The organism is Acidimangrovimonas sediminis (assembly GCF_002871005.1).
Classification (GTDB): Bacteria; Pseudomonadota; Alphaproteobacteria; order Rhodobacterales; family Rhodobacteraceae; genus Acidimangrovimonas; species Acidimangrovimonas sediminis.
On the sequence record NZ_PHSN01000035.1, the window covers coordinates 22859 to 38643 of the forward strand.

The following is a 15785-nucleotide window of genomic DNA, read 5'->3' on the forward strand; positions in this document are numbered from 1 at the left end:
GGCCCGGTCGAGAAGATCACCGATCAGGGCGTCGCGACGATCCAGGCTTTCGTCGAACGGCGGATCACCGCGGTGCGCAAGGCGATCGCCGCGGCCGAGACGGCGCAGGACGCGCAGCGCGCGCTCCTCGACCTCGCAGCCAGGTGGTCACCGCAGACGCTGGGGCAGTTGCTCGGCGATGCGCTGGAGCTGGCGGCCTTCCAGGGGCGAGAGGCGGTCTTCGCCGAAGCCGACCCGGCGAGCTTTGCGAGCGTCGCGGCGACCCGTCAGAGTTTCCAGGAACAGATTGGCTTCCTGACGCAGAAGCGGGTGAAGCCCACGAAGGCCTGGACCGACGCGATGTATGGCGAGCACGATCGCGCCTTCGTCGTGGCCGGCGCCACCGACACCGCGATGCTCGAGGAGTTCCAGGCGGCGATCGTCGCGGGCGCTGAGACCTATGACCGCGAGACCTTCGCCAAGGAGTTCGACCGGATCGTCGAGAAATACGGCTGGTCCTACAATGGCGGTCGGGAGTGGCGGATCCGGACGATCTTCGAGACGAACATCCGCACCAGCTACATGGCCGGGCGTCTGCGGCAGATGCGGGACCCCGCCGTGGTGAAGCTGCGTCCCTATTGGCAATACGTCCATGCCGATACCCGTGTGCCGCTCAATCCCCGCCCGCAGCACCTTGCCTGGGACGGCATGATCCTTGCCTGGGACGATCCCTGGTGGGACACGCACTTCCCGCCGAATGGCTGGCTCTGCTCCTGCGGGGTGAAGACACTCTCGAAGGGCGACCTGCGCCGCATGAGCAAGACCGGGCCAGACAAGGCCCCGACGATCGAGACGCGCAAGATCACGGACCCGGTCACCGGTCAGGAGATCCACATGCCAAAGGGCATCGATTATGGCTGGAGTTACATGCCAGGCGACCATTGGGAACGCGGCCTCGTGCCCTCCGCCCTCATCGCGCCGCCGCAGAGCACCGTAAAGGCACCGCCCCTGGCCGTGCTGAGCGACCCGGCCCCGTCCGTCGTCGAACGGGTCACGGCGGCTCGTCGTCCCGCCGCAAAGCCGCTCGCCCCGGATCTGCAGCCGGCCGACTATGTCCAGGGATTCCTTAAGCCGTTCGGTGCGGACATCGGCAAAGCCAAGCTCTGGGAAGACAAGGCCGGCACGAAGGTCGCAATCTCCGACGAGCTCTTCCGGGATGGGAGCGGGAACTTCAGCTTCGGCTCCCCCGAGCTGATGCGCCAGACGCCGCTCCTGGCCGAGGCCATGCGCGACCCCGATGAAATCTGGCTGGGTCTCGCCTCGGTCAGAGACCCGATCAACCCTGAGCTCGAGGAGCTCGTCCTTGATCGCCGGTATGTGCGCTTCGCCCCGGACGGCACCGTCATGGCGGCCATGCGGCTCGGCCGGCGATGGTGGGAACCCTATCTCATCGATGTGGCTGCGGCCTCCGGGATTACGGATGCGGCGCCGCTCGACCAGCTTCGCCAGGGCAAGTTGCTCTGGCAGCGGAAATGATCAGGAGGATCTGAGATGACCGGCGTCAGCATCACCGTCACCCTCGCGGACCTGGGCGCAAACAAGAGCCTGCAGCGGCTTCTGGACAAGATGGAGAACCGCAAGCCGTTCTTCTGGGCCGTGGGCGAGCGTCTGCTCGCCTCGACACAGGAGCATTTCCAGGAGGAGACCGGGCCGGATGGCTTTCCCTGGGCGCCGCTTGCCGCCTCGACCATCCGCCAGCGCACCCGCAAGGGCCAGCTCCCCCTGACGATCCTGCGCACGAACACGCGGGGGCGGCATGGTTCGTCGCTGGCGGGATCGATCAACTACAGCGCCACCAACGACCAGCTCTCGATCGGCTCACCGAAGGTCCAGGCGGCGATGATGCAGCTCGGCGGCACGATCGAGGTGCCCGAGCAGACGCGGCACATGGTCGGGCGACGATTTGCCAAGGCCGGGGCCGAAGGCGCCCGCGAGGTGACGATCAAGGCGCACAGTATCACCATCCCGGCGCGGCCTTACATTGGGATCTCAGAGGCCGATCGGGTGGCGATCACCGAGGATGCAGAGGACTGGCTGAGCGGATAAAGGATCATTCTGGTGCCGAAAGTTGCATTCCGCGACCGATTTGCTCTAGCATGAGACTCAGCAATGTATGTCAGTTTCAAGGATGAGGGTATGCACATGCGTCTCCCAAAGTTCCTTAACCAGGACGGCCTTGCTACCTTGTTCGTGGTTCCGCTGAGCACCTTTGCTTTCCTCGTCTGCGGGATCGCGTGGTACGTCGCCGTCAATCAGCTCCCCTCAGTCACCACGTGCTGCGCTCAGGGCGGAGAAACGTATGCGATCCCGGGGTTGCTCGCGATGATCCTGTCGGTCGTGCTCTTTCCGCTCTTCATTATTGCCGGCTTCGTCATCATGATCTTCGATGGCAGGGCACTGGATGCTGTCGGCATGGTTTTCGTAGTTCTCGCATGGCTCTGGTGCATGATCATTCTGCTCGGTCAGAGAGCTCGGGACAGACGCGAAATTGCTGCCCGAATCCGGACCAGGCGCCACCAGGCTGAAGGGGCAGCTGCGGGGCATCCGGCTGATGGCCACAATCTCTCCTGGCGGAGAAATCAGCGGCATTGAAAAGGGCTTTTGACCCCGGGGCACTCAGGGCTTTTGCCCCCCTCGCGTGGCCGGTGGGCCGCGCAAACTCGACTTCCCCCGTTAAGACCCCGTTAGAAACGCTCTGAGGGCGCAGCGCGCACGATACCGAGGACACCATCTGCGGCCGCGCGGCGCCAAGCCCCTTGATCGGGGTGGCTGACATGCCCCATGATCGGCCCAGGTGATCGCTGCCGCTGCACCGGACCTATGTCCGCTGCAGGGCGAAACCCCGATCCGGCATGGTGAAGCTTCCAGGATCAACGGAAGCCCCATGCCCAAGCCGCTCACCGCCCGCATCGAAGTTTTTCGCCCCGGCACCTTCACCCCGATGGAGGGTGCGCCGCTGACCTTTTCCGCGGCGGACCTGCGGTCGATCGCCGATGCCTACGAGCCGTCCACCGCACCGGCGCCGATCGTCGTGGGTCACCCGCAGGCCGACGCCCCGGCCTTCGGCTGGGTCGAGAGTTTCGATTACGATGCCACGGGCGAACGTCTCTTTGCCAACGTCCACGAGATCGCCCCGGAATTCGCCGAGCTGGTGAAGGCCGGGCGGTTCAAGAAGATCTCCATGTCGTTCTTCTCCCCCGAGCAGGGGCACAACCCCACGCCCGGCAGCTGGTACCCGAAGCATGTGGGCTTCCTCGGCGCTGCTGCGCCGGCCGTCAGCGGGCTGAAGAACGCGAAGTTCGCCGAGCCGGCCGGTGCGGTGTTCACTGCGGAGTTCGGCGATCCGGTCGCCGAGCAGACGGCTTCGCTCTTCCGCAGCCTGCGCGACTTCCTGATCGATCGCTTCGGGCTGGACGACGCCGACAAGGTGCTCCCCGCCTATCAGATCGAATGGCTGGACGAGACCGACGACGACGCGCCGCGGTTCGCCGCGCCGCCCGCCAATCCCAAACCCAAGAAGGAGGCCACCGTGCCGAAAGAACCCGATCCGGCCTTCGCCGCGCGCGAGGCCGAGCTGCAGGAGCGTGAGCAGCGCATCGCCGCCCGCGAGGCCGAGACTGCGCATGCGAGCAACGTGAGCTTCGCCGAGAAGCTGGTCACCGATGGCAAGCTGATCCCGGCGAGCCAGGAGAAGGTCGTGGCGATCCTCGACGCGCTGCCGGCCGAGACCTCGGTCAGCTTCTCCGAGGGTGGCGAGAAGCTCGCCCCGGGCGCCGCGCTTCGCCAGGTGCTGGAGGCGCAGCCCAAGGTGGTCTCGTTCGGTGAACAGGAACTCGGCCAGGAGCCCGGTGAGGGCAAGGCCGCCTCGTTCGCCTCGGACGGCAAGCCCGTCGACCCCGCGGGCCTCGCCCGCCACCAGAAAGCGCAGGCGTACATGCGCGCCAACCCCGGCACCGCGTACCTCGACGCCGTGCACGCCGTGTCCTGAGGAGGTCACATGCAGTATTTCAACTCGGTCCTGTCGGACACGCTCACCGCGACGTCGACCTTCGACGCCTATCAGGCAGTCGATTTCAACGACGCGCAGATCACGGCCGAAGATGCCGCGGTCAAGGCGATCTCGCTCAATCCGGCCACCGAGGTCGGCCTGGACGTCGCCGGCATGCTGCTCGGCACCGTCCGCATGAAGGCCGATGGCGCCGTCGCCAAGGGCGACCGCGTCAGCACCTCGGCCACCGCCGGCAGCGTCAAGACGCTGGCCACTCCCGCCAATGACTTCGCCACCGCGCTCACCGCCGCGGCCGACGGCGAATACGTCACCATCTTCGTGAAGTGAGGCCCTGATGAACCAGCCCCTTAACCAGCGCACCGCCCAGGTGATCGACCCGATCCTGTCGAGCCATGCCCGCGGCTACCGCAATGCCACCTTCATCGCCGAGACGCTGTTCCCGCGCGTGCCGATCCCGAACCGTTCGATGAGCGTTCTGAAGTTCGGCAAGGAAAGCTTCCGCATGCTGAACACCCGCCGGGCGCCGGGCGCGAAGAAGAAGCGCGTGCAGTACGGCTATGCCGACGGCACGGTGGCCCTGGTCCAGGACGCCCTGGAAGGGCTCGTGCCGATCGAGCACCAGGACGAGGCGATGGCCATTCCCGGCATCGATCTGGGCGCGGCCGCGGTCAACATGGTGCTGGACGTGATCGATCTCGGCCACGAGAATGATGCGGCCACGATCGCCCGCAATGCGGCGAACTACGACGCCAACCACAAGCTTGCGCTGGCGGGCACCGATCGCTGGAGCGACCCCACGGCCGACGTCGCCGGCGACATGAACACCGGCAAGGAAGCTGTCCGCAGCTACATCGGCCAATACCCGAACACGCTGGTTCTGGGCCCGTCGGCCTTCAACGGTCTGAAGCTCAACGCGGCGATCAAGGACCAGTTCAAGTACACCTCGAGCTCCTCGATCACCACGGCGATGCTTGCGGCATATTTCGAGCTGGACAAGGTCGTCGTCGGCAAGGCGGTTTATCTGCCCGAGACCGCCGATGACACGGCCTCGGCGCTCGACGTGTGGGGCGATGACGCGATCCTCGCCTACGTTCCCCCGGGTTCCAACACCTACCAGGTCCCGGCCTATGGCTACACCTACGAGCTCATGGGCTATCCGCAGGTGAACCAGCCGTACTTCGAGAACGACTGCGACAGCTGGATCTATCCGACGAAGACCGAACGGAAGACCTACCTGACCGGCGCGGAAGGGGGCTTCCTCTTCCAGAATGCCGGCGCGGCCGCGGCGTAAGGGGGGCAGTCATGGACACCCCCGAAACCGATCAGGTGACCGTCACACTCTCCGGCCCCGCCAAGGTGGACGGCAAGGTGAAGCCCGCGGGCGCGACGGTCACCGTCACCGGCACGCTACTCGCGCATCTCAAGCAGGCCGGCGTCGTCAAGGCCGTCACCGAGCTGGGGGAGGAGGTTAAGGGTTTCGTCGAGAAGACTATCGAGAACCTGCGCGAGGAACTTGAAGCGGCCGTCGCGCGTGCCGAGAAGGCGGAAGGTGCGCTCGCGGACCTCTCGCAAGCCCATGACGAGGTGACGACGCAGGTGGCCGATCTCCAGGCCCAGCTTGCCGCGGCCACCACGACGCCCACCACCGAAACGCCGACCGCGACCGATCCTGCCCAGGGCAAAGCCCCGGCCGCGTCCAACGAAGCTCCCGCCAAGACCGCAGCGAAACCTGCCGCAAAGACGGCCAAGGCTTCGGGCGGGAGCACCAAGAAGAGCTGACCCACAGCTCCTCGCCCGGGGCGCGTGTGCGGATTGAGCCCCCGCCAGCGCGCCCCGGGCACCTTCCTCGATCGGAGTTCGAAGCATGCCGAAGATGAGCCAAGGCCTTCCCGTGAGCGGCTATCGCCCGCAGTCCGCTGATGCGGTCTGGCTGGTGAACATGAACAAGCAGCTCGAGGAGATGGTGCTCCGCCACCTCGATGCGCTGAAGGAGCGCGACGATGTCGACGGACGCTGGCTCGCGATCGGCCGTACCGCGATCGAGCAGGGCTTCATGGCGGCCAACCGAGCCGTGTTCCAGCCGGAGCGCGTGAATCTGGCCGAGGACTTCAAGCCCGGTGAGGCCTTCGCCAGGGAGTGGCCTGAGGAATGAGCTACGCGACCCTCGATGACCTGGTCGAGCGTGCGGGTGATACCGAGATCCGCCAGATCGCCGACCGAGACCGGGACGGCACGCCGGATCCCGATGTCATCGCAGCGGCGCTCTCCGATGCCGACAACATGGTCGACGGATATGTCGGCGCGAAATACGCGCTGCCGCTGACCTCGGTTCCGGCGATCGTCATCACCTGGGCCGTTTCGATCGCGCGCTACACCCTGCATCGCAATGGCGCGCCCGATCACGTGACGGCCGACTACAAGGACGCGATCGCGGCGCTGAAGGACGTCTCTCGCGGACTGATCGCACTGCCGGTCGCGGCCGGCGAGAGTGCCCCCTCGGCCGTGAGCGGCGAGGTTCTGTCGGTGTCTCCGGATGAGGTCTTCACGCCCCAGCGGCTGCGGGGCTGGCGATGCTGACCGAGATCCTCGATCACCTGAAGGCCGCGCTGCCCGCCCAGACCTGGGCAGATGTGCTGATCGCCGAGAACATCGACGAGGTCAGCCGGCTGGCGGGTCAGGTCGATACCAAGACCGCGATCGTCATGCCCTGGCGGGAGCGCGCGGGGCGTCAGGAACTGGCAACCGGCGGCTTCGAGCAACTGGTCGAAACCCAGTTCCTGATCGGCATCGTAGTGCGCGACTTCGACCAGATGATGGGCGCCGACCGCGCCACCCAGTTCGACGCCCTGAAGACGGACGTCGAGACCGCGCTCGCCGGTTGGACGCCCGCCGGCTTCGAGGAGCCCTGCGAACTGGTCGGCGGCGAGTCGAGCCCGGTGACCACGGGCGTCAGCATTTACGCCCAGACCTGGGCCACCTCGCGATTTCTGACGGGAGACTGACGATGAAACTGCCCACTGAAGGCGGCCGCTACACGCGCGACGCGAAGACCGGGAAGCTGACGAAGGGCGATCCGGCGCCGGACAAGGCGGCCACGAAGACCACCACCGCCAAGACCACCACCCCGGCCGAGGACACGGCCTCGAAGGCGAAGGAGAGCTGACATGGCCTATCGCAACTACAAGAAGCTGGCCGTGCTCAGCAAGATCGAGGACACCTATGGCACCGACGCGACGCCGCAGGCGGCCGACGCGATCATCGGCACCAACGTCCAGTTCAACCCGATGGAAGGCCAGGAGGTCGAGCGCGACCTGATGCTGCCCTATCTCGGCAACCAGGGGCTTGTCCTGGCCGGGATCTACGCGAGCCTGCGCATGGACGTGGAGATCGCCGGTGCCGGCACTGCGGGCGACGTCCCGAAATACGGATCGCTCCTGCGCGCCTGCGGCATGGCCGAGACAGTCACGGCCGATACCTCCGTCGATTACTCCTTCGTCGACAGCGGTCTGGAGTCGACGAGCCTCTACTTCGTCTCCGACAAGGTGCAGCACGTCCTCCTGGGCGCGCGGGGCACGCTCACCCACAACTTCACGGCCAAGGGCATCCCGCGGTTCACCTTCTCGATGACGGGGCTTCTGGGCACGATCACCGATATCGGCGCGATGCCGGCCGTCACTCAAGCCGGCTGGACGCGGCCGCTGATCGTCTCGAAGGCGAATACCGCCCTCTCGCTACATGGCTGGGCCGGCGGCGTTGAGAGCCTTTCGATCGACCACGGTGGAACCGTGACGCCCGACTTCCTCATCAACGAGGAGAATATCGAGGTCACCGACCGCAAGGCGACCGGCACGGCCGTGGTCCGGGCGACCGATCTTGCCACGGTGAACTGGTTCGAGCTGGCCCAGGCCCGTACCCGCGATGCGCTCTCCCTCGTCCAGGGCACGGCCGACGGCAACATCGTCGAGCTGGCGGCCCCGGCAGTCGAGATCGGCCGGCCGACGCAGGGCCAGACCAACAACAGGGTCAACTATTCGCTGCCGCTGGGGCTCTGCCCGGTCAACGGCCTCGATGAGCTGACGATCACCGTCCGCTGATCGCGGGCGGCCGAGATGCCGTGAGGGATGGGTGAGCCCGGAGAGATCAGCCGGGCAAGACCCCAACCGAAGCGCCGCGGTGGCGGGCGTGGAGGTCAGGCCAGGGACGCTACCGCGATGTGACCCCGCGGGAGCCACCAAGCAAACTGACAGGAGAGTGCAAATGGATTTCAGGCTCGTCGACGAATACCTCTACTGGTGGCCCGTGGTGGTGCGGATCCCCGACCCGGATCCGAAGCGCGCCGGCAAGGTGATCGAGCAGACCCTCAAACTGCAGTTTCGCGCGACCGATCGCGATGAGGCGATCGCGGCGCAGAAGGACTACGAGCAGCTTCAGACCGCGGCCGAACGCGCCGATCACGAATACCAGCAACTCGTCGACGTGTGCCGCAACTGGTCGGGCGTCGTCAGCGGAGGCGGTTCCGGCAGCGACGGCGAAGTTCCGTTCTCGGCCGCAAACCTGACGGCCGCCCTCCAGAAGAGCTGGTTCCGCATCGCGGTCTTCCAGGCCTACCGGGATTCGCTGAGCGGCGAGGAAGCGCTCGCGGGGACCTCCTCGGGAAACTGATCGCCGCCGCGCGCGCCTGGGCAACGGAGCGCGTGGGGCGGGCCATCCCTCGAAAGCCCGTGCAGGTAGATGACGGGCTCCTCGAGGACTTCCGGGCGATGGGGGTCACGAACCTGCCGGAGCCCAGCTTCGACGCGGATGACGACATGTTCGATGTGCTCTCGACCAACTGGGACAGCTTCTGCGCCTTTCTCGATTGCGCGACCCAGTGGCGCATCCTGGGCGGTCTCGCGGGCCTGAGCTGGCTGGGCCTCGATTATGCCGGCGTCGACGTGGTTCTGCGTCGCAGGGGATATGCCGACAAGGTCTTCGCCGACCTTCAGTTGATGGAGAGGGCCGCGCTCGAGGTGATCCGGGAGGCCCAGGCATGACCGCTCAACCCTTCGTCTTCGAAATGGTCTTCAAGGCCGACGTTGCCCAGGCGAAAGCCGGTGCCACGGACGTCCGGGCCGGGGTCGAGGCGATCACCAAAGCGACGCGGGAAGCGACCGGAGTTTCGCGCCAGAACACCGCAGCGCTCCAGTCCGAGGCGGAAGCCGCCCGCCAGGCGACATCCGCGAAGCGTGATCTCGCCGCCCAGGAAGCCCAGGCCCGGGCGCAGGTGCTGCAGGCCACCACCGGGGTCGCCGCGGGCCGGCAGGGCTCCGGATCCCTCTATGCGATGGCGGCGGCGTCTCTGAGCAACAGCAGCCGTAATGCCGCCCTGACCTCCAACGCCGGCGCGCTGAGCACCGAGATCGCAGCGACGAAGGAATGGCGTCAGGAACTCGACCGCCTGCGGGCCGAGTTCAACCCGCTCTTCGCCGCCTCCCGACAGTATGAGCAGGAGCTGCGGCGCATCGCCGATGCCGAGCAGCTGGGCGCGATCTCGGCGCGCGAAGCGGGTGACGCCCGGGCGAAGGCGGCCCAGATCATCGCGCCGGCTGCCCAGACCGTGCCCACCGGCCCCTCGACCGAGGAGATCCGCTCGCGGTACGTGCCCCTCTTCCAGGCGCAGCAGCAATACGAGAAGGAGCTGGCGAATATCCGGCAGGCGGAGGCGACGGGCGCGATCACCACGGATGAAAGCGCCCTGGCCGCGGCGCGGCTCACGGCCGGCTATGAGAACACGGTGGCCGGCATCAAGCGGACGGATGAAGCGCTGAAGGGCAATACCGGCCAGCTGCGGCTCAACCGGATGGGGATGCTTCAGCTGCAGGCCGCGGGGGTCAACAGTTTCCAGGCGCTGGCCGCGGGGATCTCGCCGGCGCGCGTGGCGCTGATGGAAGGCAGCCAGGTCATCGGCGCCTTCGTCCAGGGCATCGAGACCGGCAATTCCTCGGCCGGCCGCTTCGGCACGGCGCTGAAGCTCCTGACGTCCGTCTTCACACCGTTGCGCCTCGCGATCGGGGCCACCACCGCGGCCGTCGCCCTCGGGGTTTCCGCCTGGTCGAGCTACCACAGCTCGATCGACGAGGTCGAAGCGGCCGCTTCCGGCCTCGGCCGGGCGGTCGCTGGCAGCGCGCAGGACATGGAGACGGCGGCCGAGCGTGGCGCCATGGCCGCGGGGATTTCGGTCAAGGCTGCGCGCTCGATGGAAGCCGCCTTCCTGCGGACTGGCACGATCGGCCATCAGAACTTCGAGCAGCTGATTGCCGTCTCGCGCGACTTCGGGCGGGTGATGGGCACCGATGCCGCGACCGCAGGCCAGGCGCTTTCGCAAATGTTTGCCGACCCCGCGAAGGCGGCTGAGACGCTTTCCCAGAAATACGGGTTGATCGATGCTTCCGTTGCGAAACGGGCGATCGATCTCGCGCAGCAGAACAGGCTCGTCGATGCGCAGCAGCTGCTGGTCACTTCGCTGGCCGGCCGCATCGACAAGGCGACGGACCATCTGACGCTCTTCGGCCGCGCCTGGGAGCATGTGCGAGATACTGCTAAGGGCGCATACGACTGGATGGGGCGGGCGCTCGATACGGCGATCATGGGCCCGTCTCGTGATGAGCAGATCGCCCAGCTGCAACGCGTCGTCGACCAGATCAACGCCGGCAACGCCAGGATCGCGAACAACCCGGCGAACGCGCATGCTGAGGCCCGTCTGATTGCCCTGCAGACGCAGAAGGCATTGGACGAGGCGCAATCCTCAAGAGACGCAGCCGCCCAACAAGGACGCTTCGCTCTCAACATCGCGAACCAATCTCCGGCGACGGAACGCGATCGGACGATCGAAACGCTGCAAAACCAGATCGCCGCGCTTCAGCAGGGTCAGGGCAAGCCGGGGCTGGATGCGGACCAGCAGAAGAAGATAGCCGATGCCCTGGAGACCAAGCGTCGGGTGCTCCAGGCTACGCTCGACGCCCAGTCCCGCGGCCTTCAACTCGACCGCCTGGACATCGCGATGCAAGTGGCGCGCGACTCGATCGAGAAGGCGAACATCGCGGCTCAGCGGACGCGGCTCGATCTTTCCTCGCAGGAGATATCGCAAAAGCAGATCGACATCGCAGCCGAGCGGGCACGCGCCAAGGTCATGGCTGAAACCTTCGCCCAGAGCGAGGGGCAGATCGCGGACATGCGCGACGAGCTCACGATCCGCCAGCGGCTCGACGCCCAGGTCGCGACGGGGGCGATCACGGCCGATGACGCCAACCGCAAGCTGCAGGAAGAGCTTCAGCTCCGTCCTCTGATCACCGCGGCGGCGAAAGCCGAGGGGGCGGAGAAGATCCGGCTTAATGCGATCATCAACCAGCAGCGCGACCTCTATGCGCAGCTCGCCCAGGAGCAGAGCCGCGCCTCGGTGAACGACCTGCTGAAGTCGCGCCGCGAGGATCTCGCCCAGCTGCAGCTCGAGGTGACGCTGCTCGGGAGCGATGCGAGGGTCCGGTCGCGGCGCCTGGCGCTTTTCCAGGCCGAGCAGGAGCTGCGCGATCGCGGGCTCCGGTCGGGCATGGCCGATTACGATCGGCAGCGTCAGGAACTCGTGGCCACGGATCTCCAGACGCAGGCGCTGCAACGGCAGATCGATGCCTGGGGCAAGGTGAAGGACGCCGCCGGCACCGCGATCGACGACACCGTCGACAAGCTCACGAGCGGGGACATCTCGGGGGCCTTCTCCTCGCTGGGCAAGGATCTCGAAAGCTTCGTGACCGAGATGGCGGTGAAGAACCCGCTGAAGAACATGCTGCTCGGCACCGCCTTGCCGACGCTTGACGATACGGGCGGCCTCGGCGGGATCTGGGACCGGTTGACGGGCAAGGCCTCCACCTCTGCCACGCTGAGCACCTCGGGCCGCTCGGTCGCCAGCATGGCCGTGACGGCCGCGTCGGTGACGATCGTCCCCTCCGGCAACGCCATCTACGGCGCCGGCGCGATCACCACGGCGAACCTCGCGAATTCGCCCCTGCAGCTCAGTGGCGCGCAGGCGGTCCAGTCCCAGATCTGGAACTATTTCTCGAAGAAGGGGCTCAGCCCGGTCCAGGTCGCGGGCATCATGGGCAACGTCCAGGCCGAGAGCGGCTTCAACCCGTTCGCCGTCGGCGACAATGGCAACGCACTTGGCCTCTTTCAGCACAATAACCGCAGCGGTGCCCTGCTTTCCGCGCTCGGCGGCATGGGCGGTCTCGGCAACGTGCAGGGCCAGCTCGACTTCGTCTGGAAGGAGCTGATGACCTCGGAACGCAGCAGCCTGACGAAGCTCCTTTCGGCCACGAACGTGCGGGACGCGACGGCGGCCTTCGGAGGCTTCGAACGACCGAGCGGCTATTCCGCGATCGACCCGACCCAGATGAAGGGCTGGGGCGACCGCCTGTCGGCCGCCAATGCCGCGCTTTCCCAGTTCGGGGATACCGCCAGCTCGGCCACGGGTACGCTCGGCCAGCTCGGCCATGGGTTCGGCGTCTTCGGCCAGGCGCTCTCCGGAGCCCTCGGCAACGCCGTCGGCGGCAGCCAGTCCAGCGGCAACTTCCTCGGCACGCTCATGTCGTCGGTGCTGGGCTTCTTCGGGTTTGAGCAGGGTGGCTGGACCGGTGGCAGCGATCCGGGTGAGGTCCGCGGTGTGGTCCACGGCCGCGAGTATGTCTTCGACGCGAAGTCGACCGAGCGCATCGGCGTGAACACCCTCGATGCGCTTCGGAAGGGCGCGCTGCGCGGCTATCGTGACGGCGGCTACGTGAGCGGCAGCGGACCAATCCCCTATGTGCCGGCGAACGTCGCGAGCCAGCCCGCCCAGATCCCCGAGATCCGCTTCGTGAACATGGGCACACCCCAGGAAGAGGTGGGACGCGAACAGACCACGGACAGCTCGGGCCGCCAGCTGGTCACCTATTACACCGCGGACAAGGTCGGTCAGGCGCTCGTGCATCGCGGCGGCGGCGCCAGCAAGACGATGAAGCGGACCTATGGTCTCCAGAAGACGATGGCCGGCCGATGACAGTCGCGGTCTGGCCCTCCGAGCTCCCGAAGCCCACCCGCAACGACTGGCAGGCGCAATACCAGGATCCGCGTCTCAAGCGGACGCGCGACACAGGCCCGCCGGGCTACCGCCGGCGCTGGTCCTCCGTCGCGCGGCAGGTCAGCCTCGCGATCGTCGTGCCGCGCTCCCTGAAGCAGGTCTTCGACAACTTCCACAGGGACGCCACCGCCTACGGTGCGCTGCCGTTCTACATGCCGGATCCGACCACCGACGGCTGGGCACTTCTCTCGGCCGATGGCGCGCCGATTCTTAACGGCTCGGGCCAACCGCTGCTGCTCTCCGCGCGCTGGCTCTGCCTCTTCGGCGACACGATGCCCTCCGAGACGGTCCAGGGCATCCGCTTCAAGATCTCCTTCCCGGTGGTGGTGATGCCATGAGCCAGATCGTTTCCCTCAATGCCCGCAACGCCAACGACGCGGCCAGCACGGCCGAGACCGAGGTCGCGCTCTTCGTCATCGAGCATCCCTCGCTCGACGCGCCTCTTCGCCTCGCAACCGACTGGTCGGAGAGGATTTCAGACGAGCCCCTGATGTACGGCCTCCGCTCCACCTGGCAGGGCGCGGATCCGGCGACCGACCCCTATCTCTTCGTCCTCGCCTCGGCCGAGGTGCCGGGCGATCTGGAGGACGGGCCGGGCCCCGCGACGATCGTGCTCGAGAACGTCGACAACGACATCATCGCCGTCCTGCGCTCGATCACCGACCGCGCGACCGTGCACATGGCCGTGGTGCTGGCGAGTTCCCCCGATCTCGTGGAGCTGGAGTTCCTTGGGCTGAAGCTGATCTCGGCGGATTACGACGCGGCGCAGATCACCCTCTCGATCAGCCGTCAGCCGATCGAGGATGAGGCCGTGCCATCGGCCCGTTTCACCAAGGATCGCTTTCCGGGGCTCTTCAAATGACAAAGCACTGGGTCAACCGCTTCATTGCCATTCCCCACGTCGACCTCGGTCGAGACGCTGCCGGCTGCGACTGCTGGGGGCTCTTGCGCCACGTCTACGCGGCCGAGTTCGGGATCTCGCTGCCCGACTACCTGGGCGAGTACGTCAGCGATGAGGAATCGGAAGAGGTCGACGCCCTGGTCACGCGGGAGGAGCCGGGTGGTCCCTGGCGGCGCGTCGAGGCGCCGCGTCCGTTCGATGCACTCCTGTTCCGCCGCGGGCGCTGGCGGTCCCACGTCGGCATCGTCGTCGATGCCCGGCACATGCTTCACATGGGCGATCGCCAGTCGGTTGCCGAGGATTGGACCTCGGCCGTCTGGCGCCGGCGCCTGGCCGGCATCTACCGCCACCACCAGAGTCCCTATAATCGGAGCGTCGCATGACCGGATCCGTTCTCGTCACCACCGCGCCGGTTCCCGATCCGGGCCTCGGTCGCACGGAGATCACCCTTCCGGAAGGGATGACGATCGCCCAGATGATCGAGCGCGCGTATCCGGGCATCTCGGCCTCAGACCATGATCAGCTCCGCGTGTATCTCGTCACGCCGCTCGCCAAATCCACTGTGGATCCGCAGTACTGGCACTGCACCCGCCCGAGACCCGGGGTGCGGCTGCTGATCCGCATGGTTCCGGGGAAGAACGCGATCCGCACGGTCCTCCTGGTGGCCGTGACGGTGGCCGCCGTCGCCGTCGGCCAGTTTTACGCAGGCTCTTTCCTGGGCGTCGCCGGGCTCAGCGCCACCGGCGCAGCACTTCTGACGGCGGGGCTAACGGTCGTCGGAACGCTTCTGGTCAACGCCCTCATCCCGGTGAAACCCTCCTCCCAGGGCGGCAGCAGTACCAAGGCGCAGGACGTCTACACGATCTCGGGGTTCCGCAACTCGTCGCGGCCGGGCGATCCGGTCCCGCTCGTCCTCGGCCGCCATCGCTACGCGCCGCCCTTCGCCGCCGGGTCCTATTCCGAGATCGTCGGCGACAAGCTCTACGTCCGCGCGCTCTTCTGCGCGGGCTACGGCCCGAACACGATCTACGACCTCCGGATCGGCGACACCCCCGTCTCGGACTTCGACAACATCGACATCGAGACCCGCGAAGGCTGGTCCACCGATGCCCCGATCACGCTCTATCCGCGGCAGGTCATCGAGGAGAACACGGGCGTCGACCTGATCCGCCCGCTACCCCGTGACGATGCCGGCAACATCGTCGATGGCCCCGGGACCGAGACCCCGGTCACCCGCTTCACCGCGGGCGATGCCACCGAGGCCTCCATCATCCTCGCGTTTCCGGCCGGGCTGTTCAGCGTCGATGACAACAACAACGTGGTCGGGCTCTCCGTGAGCGTCAGGATCCGTCAGCGCCTTGAAGGGGAAGGCGACTGGTCGGACGTCGCGACGCTGGATATCTCGTCCTCCAAGCGGGAGCCCATCTACCGCCAGCACAGCTGGGCCCTGCCGACGCGTGGCCGCTACGAGATCGAGGTCACGCGCATGACCGACGAGAGGACGTCGACGACGACGTCTGATCGCACATCCTTCGTGGCGATCCAGTCGATCCGCCCCGAGGCGCCGATCAACAGCGCCCTGCCGCTCACGCTGATCGCCATGCGGGTGAAGGCGACCTACCAGCTCAACGGCCCGCTCGACAACGTCAACGCGGTCTTCCAGCGCTACGGCAAGGTCCGGGACGGCG

At 66.8% G+C, this 15785-nt stretch carries 19 protein-coding genes; all 19 read left to right on the top strand.

The features are described from left to right. Window positions 1-72 precede the first annotated feature (72 nt). Window positions 73-1515, top strand: a complete 1443-nt coding sequence (locus tag CVV76_RS22130) for a PBECR2 nuclease fold domain-containing protein (RefSeq protein ID WP_233193102.1) — start codon at window positions 73-75, stop codon at window positions 1513-1515. 15 nt (window positions 1516-1530) lie between these two features. Continuing rightward, the gene (locus tag CVV76_RS22135) at window positions 1531-2085 is read left to right on the top strand and encodes a phage virion morphogenesis protein (protein ID WP_102226863.1); all 555 of its coding nucleotides are present in this window, start codon (window positions 1531-1533) and stop codon (window positions 2083-2085) included. Between the two features lie 63 nt (window positions 2086-2148). Then, complete coding sequence (locus tag CVV76_RS22140; protein ID WP_146010356.1) at window positions 2149-2631, top strand: hypothetical protein; 483 nt, start codon at window positions 2149-2151, stop codon at window positions 2629-2631. 292 nt (window positions 2632-2923) lie between these two features. Beyond that, the gene (locus tag CVV76_RS22145; protein ID WP_102226865.1) at window positions 2924-4027 is read left to right on the top strand and encodes a hypothetical protein; all 1104 of its coding nucleotides are present in this window, start codon (window positions 2924-2926) and stop codon (window positions 4025-4027) included. Between the two features lie 9 nt (window positions 4028-4036). Further along, entirely contained in the window at window positions 4037-4375 is a 339-nt protein-coding gene (locus CVV76_RS22150) for a DUF2190 family protein (RefSeq protein WP_102226866.1), read from the top strand. A 7-nt stretch (window positions 4376-4382) separates the two neighbouring features. Further along, the gene (locus CVV76_RS22155; protein WP_102226867.1) at window positions 4383-5339 is read left to right on the top strand and encodes a major capsid protein; all 957 of its coding nucleotides are present in this window, start codon (window positions 4383-4385) and stop codon (window positions 5337-5339) included. A gap of 11 nt (window positions 5340-5350) precedes the next feature. Beyond that, on the top strand, window positions 5351-5827 hold the full coding sequence (locus CVV76_RS22160; protein ID WP_102226868.1) for a hypothetical protein: 477 nt from the start codon (window positions 5351-5353) through the stop codon (window positions 5825-5827). A gap of 85 nt (window positions 5828-5912) precedes the next feature. Beyond that, the gene (locus tag CVV76_RS22165) at window positions 5913-6200 is read left to right on the top strand and encodes an Acb2/Tad1 domain-containing protein (RefSeq protein ID WP_102226869.1); all 288 of its coding nucleotides are present in this window, start codon (window positions 5913-5915) and stop codon (window positions 6198-6200) included. Continuing rightward, window positions 6197-6625 carry a gp436 family protein gene (locus tag CVV76_RS22170; RefSeq protein ID WP_102226870.1) on the top strand — a complete coding sequence of 143 codons (429 nt, stop codon included), beginning with the start codon at window positions 6197-6199 and terminating at the stop codon, window positions 6623-6625. The genes CVV76_RS22165 and CVV76_RS22170 overlap by 4 nt, the downstream gene beginning before the upstream one ends. Beyond that, window positions 6619-7050: a phage tail terminator protein gene (locus CVV76_RS22175; protein ID WP_102226871.1), complete on the top strand. Its 432-nt coding sequence runs from the start codon at window positions 6619-6621 to the stop codon at window positions 7048-7050. Before CVV76_RS22170 ends, CVV76_RS22175 begins: the two co-directional genes overlap by 7 nt. Before the next feature lie 2 nt (window positions 7051-7052). Beyond that, on the top strand, window positions 7053-7211 hold the full coding sequence (locus CVV76_RS25025; RefSeq protein ID WP_158243219.1) for a hypothetical protein: 159 nt from the start codon (window positions 7053-7055) through the stop codon (window positions 7209-7211). A 1-nt stretch (window position 7212) separates the two neighbouring features. After that, window positions 7213-8142, top strand: a complete 930-nt coding sequence (locus CVV76_RS22180) for a phage tail tube protein (RefSeq protein ID WP_102226872.1) — start codon at window positions 7213-7215, stop codon at window positions 8140-8142. Window positions 8143-8305: 163 nt separating this feature from the next. Beyond that, window positions 8306-8710, top strand: a complete 405-nt coding sequence (locus CVV76_RS22185) for a hypothetical protein (RefSeq protein ID WP_102226873.1) — start codon at window positions 8306-8308, stop codon at window positions 8708-8710. 59 nt (window positions 8711-8769) lie between these two features. Beyond that, entirely contained in the window at window positions 8770-9081 is a 312-nt protein-coding gene (locus CVV76_RS22190; protein ID WP_233193104.1) for a DUF1799 domain-containing protein, read from the top strand. Then, on the top strand, window positions 9078-13115 hold the full coding sequence (locus tag CVV76_RS22195) for a phage tail tip lysozyme (RefSeq protein WP_102226874.1): 4038 nt from the start codon (window positions 9078-9080) through the stop codon (window positions 13113-13115). Before CVV76_RS22190 ends, CVV76_RS22195 begins: the two co-directional genes overlap by 4 nt. Further along, entirely contained in the window at window positions 13112-13534 is a 423-nt protein-coding gene (locus CVV76_RS22200) for a hypothetical protein (RefSeq protein ID WP_102226875.1), read from the top strand. Before CVV76_RS22195 ends, CVV76_RS22200 begins: the two co-directional genes overlap by 4 nt. Further along, complete coding sequence (locus CVV76_RS22205) at window positions 13531-14058, top strand: hypothetical protein (RefSeq protein ID WP_102226876.1); 528 nt, start codon at window positions 13531-13533, stop codon at window positions 14056-14058. The genes CVV76_RS22200 and CVV76_RS22205 overlap by 4 nt, the downstream gene beginning before the upstream one ends. Next, window positions 14055-14480 carry a C40 family peptidase gene (locus tag CVV76_RS22210; RefSeq protein ID WP_102226877.1) on the top strand — a complete coding sequence of 142 codons (426 nt, stop codon included), beginning with the start codon at window positions 14055-14057 and terminating at the stop codon, window positions 14478-14480. Before CVV76_RS22205 ends, CVV76_RS22210 begins: the two co-directional genes overlap by 4 nt. Continuing rightward, the coding region (gpJ, locus tag CVV76_RS22215) for a TipJ family phage tail tip protein (protein ID WP_456297915.1) at window positions 14477-15785 on the top strand (1309 nt) is incomplete at its 3' end. The genes CVV76_RS22210 and gpJ, both read left to right, overlap by 4 nt.

Bases quoted from the DNA above. Each gene is read 5' to 3' on its own strand.
- CVV76_RS22205 (WP_102226876.1), top strand. From the start codon at position 13,531: ATGAGCCAGATCGTTTCCCTCAATGCCCGCAACGCCAACGACGCGGCC.
- CVV76_RS22200 (WP_102226875.1), top strand. From the start codon at position 13,112: ATGACAGTCGCGGTCTGGCCCTCCGAGCTCCCGAAGCCCACCCGCAAC.
- CVV76_RS22185 (WP_102226873.1), top strand. From the start codon at position 8,306: ATGGATTTCAGGCTCGTCGACGAATACCTCTACTGGTGGCCCGTGGTG.
- CVV76_RS25025 (WP_158243219.1), top strand. From the start codon at position 7,053: ATGAAACTGCCCACTGAAGGCGGCCGCTACACGCGCGACGCGAAGACC.
- CVV76_RS22175 (WP_102226871.1), top strand. From the start codon at position 6,619: ATGCTGACCGAGATCCTCGATCACCTGAAGGCCGCGCTGCCCGCCCAG.
- CVV76_RS22180 (WP_102226872.1), top strand. From the start codon at position 7,213: ATGGCCTATCGCAACTACAAGAAGCTGGCCGTGCTCAGCAAGATCGAG.
- CVV76_RS22170 (WP_102226870.1), top strand. From the start codon at position 6,197: ATGAGCTACGCGACCCTCGATGACCTGGTCGAGCGTGCGGGTGATACC.
- CVV76_RS22165 (WP_102226869.1), top strand. From the start codon at position 5,913: ATGCCGAAGATGAGCCAAGGCCTTCCCGTGAGCGGCTATCGCCCGCAG.
- CVV76_RS22140 (WP_146010356.1), top strand. From the start codon at position 2,149: ATGTATGTCAGTTTCAAGGATGAGGGTATGCACATGCGTCTCCCAAAG.
- CVV76_RS22135 (WP_102226863.1), top strand. From the start codon at position 1,531: ATGACCGGCGTCAGCATCACCGTCACCCTCGCGGACCTGGGCGCAAAC.
- CVV76_RS22155 (WP_102226867.1), top strand. From the start codon at position 4,383: ATGAACCAGCCCCTTAACCAGCGCACCGCCCAGGTGATCGACCCGATC.
- CVV76_RS22150 (WP_102226866.1), top strand. From the start codon at position 4,037: ATGCAGTATTTCAACTCGGTCCTGTCGGACACGCTCACCGCGACGTCG.
- CVV76_RS22210 (WP_102226877.1), top strand. From the start codon at position 14,055: ATGACAAAGCACTGGGTCAACCGCTTCATTGCCATTCCCCACGTCGAC.
- CVV76_RS22145 (WP_102226865.1), top strand. From the start codon at position 2,924: ATGCCCAAGCCGCTCACCGCCCGCATCGAAGTTTTTCGCCCCGGCACC.
- CVV76_RS22195 (WP_102226874.1), top strand. From the start codon at position 9,078: ATGACCGCTCAACCCTTCGTCTTCGAAATGGTCTTCAAGGCCGACGTT.
- CVV76_RS22160 (WP_102226868.1), top strand. From the start codon at position 5,351: ATGGACACCCCCGAAACCGATCAGGTGACCGTCACACTCTCCGGCCCC.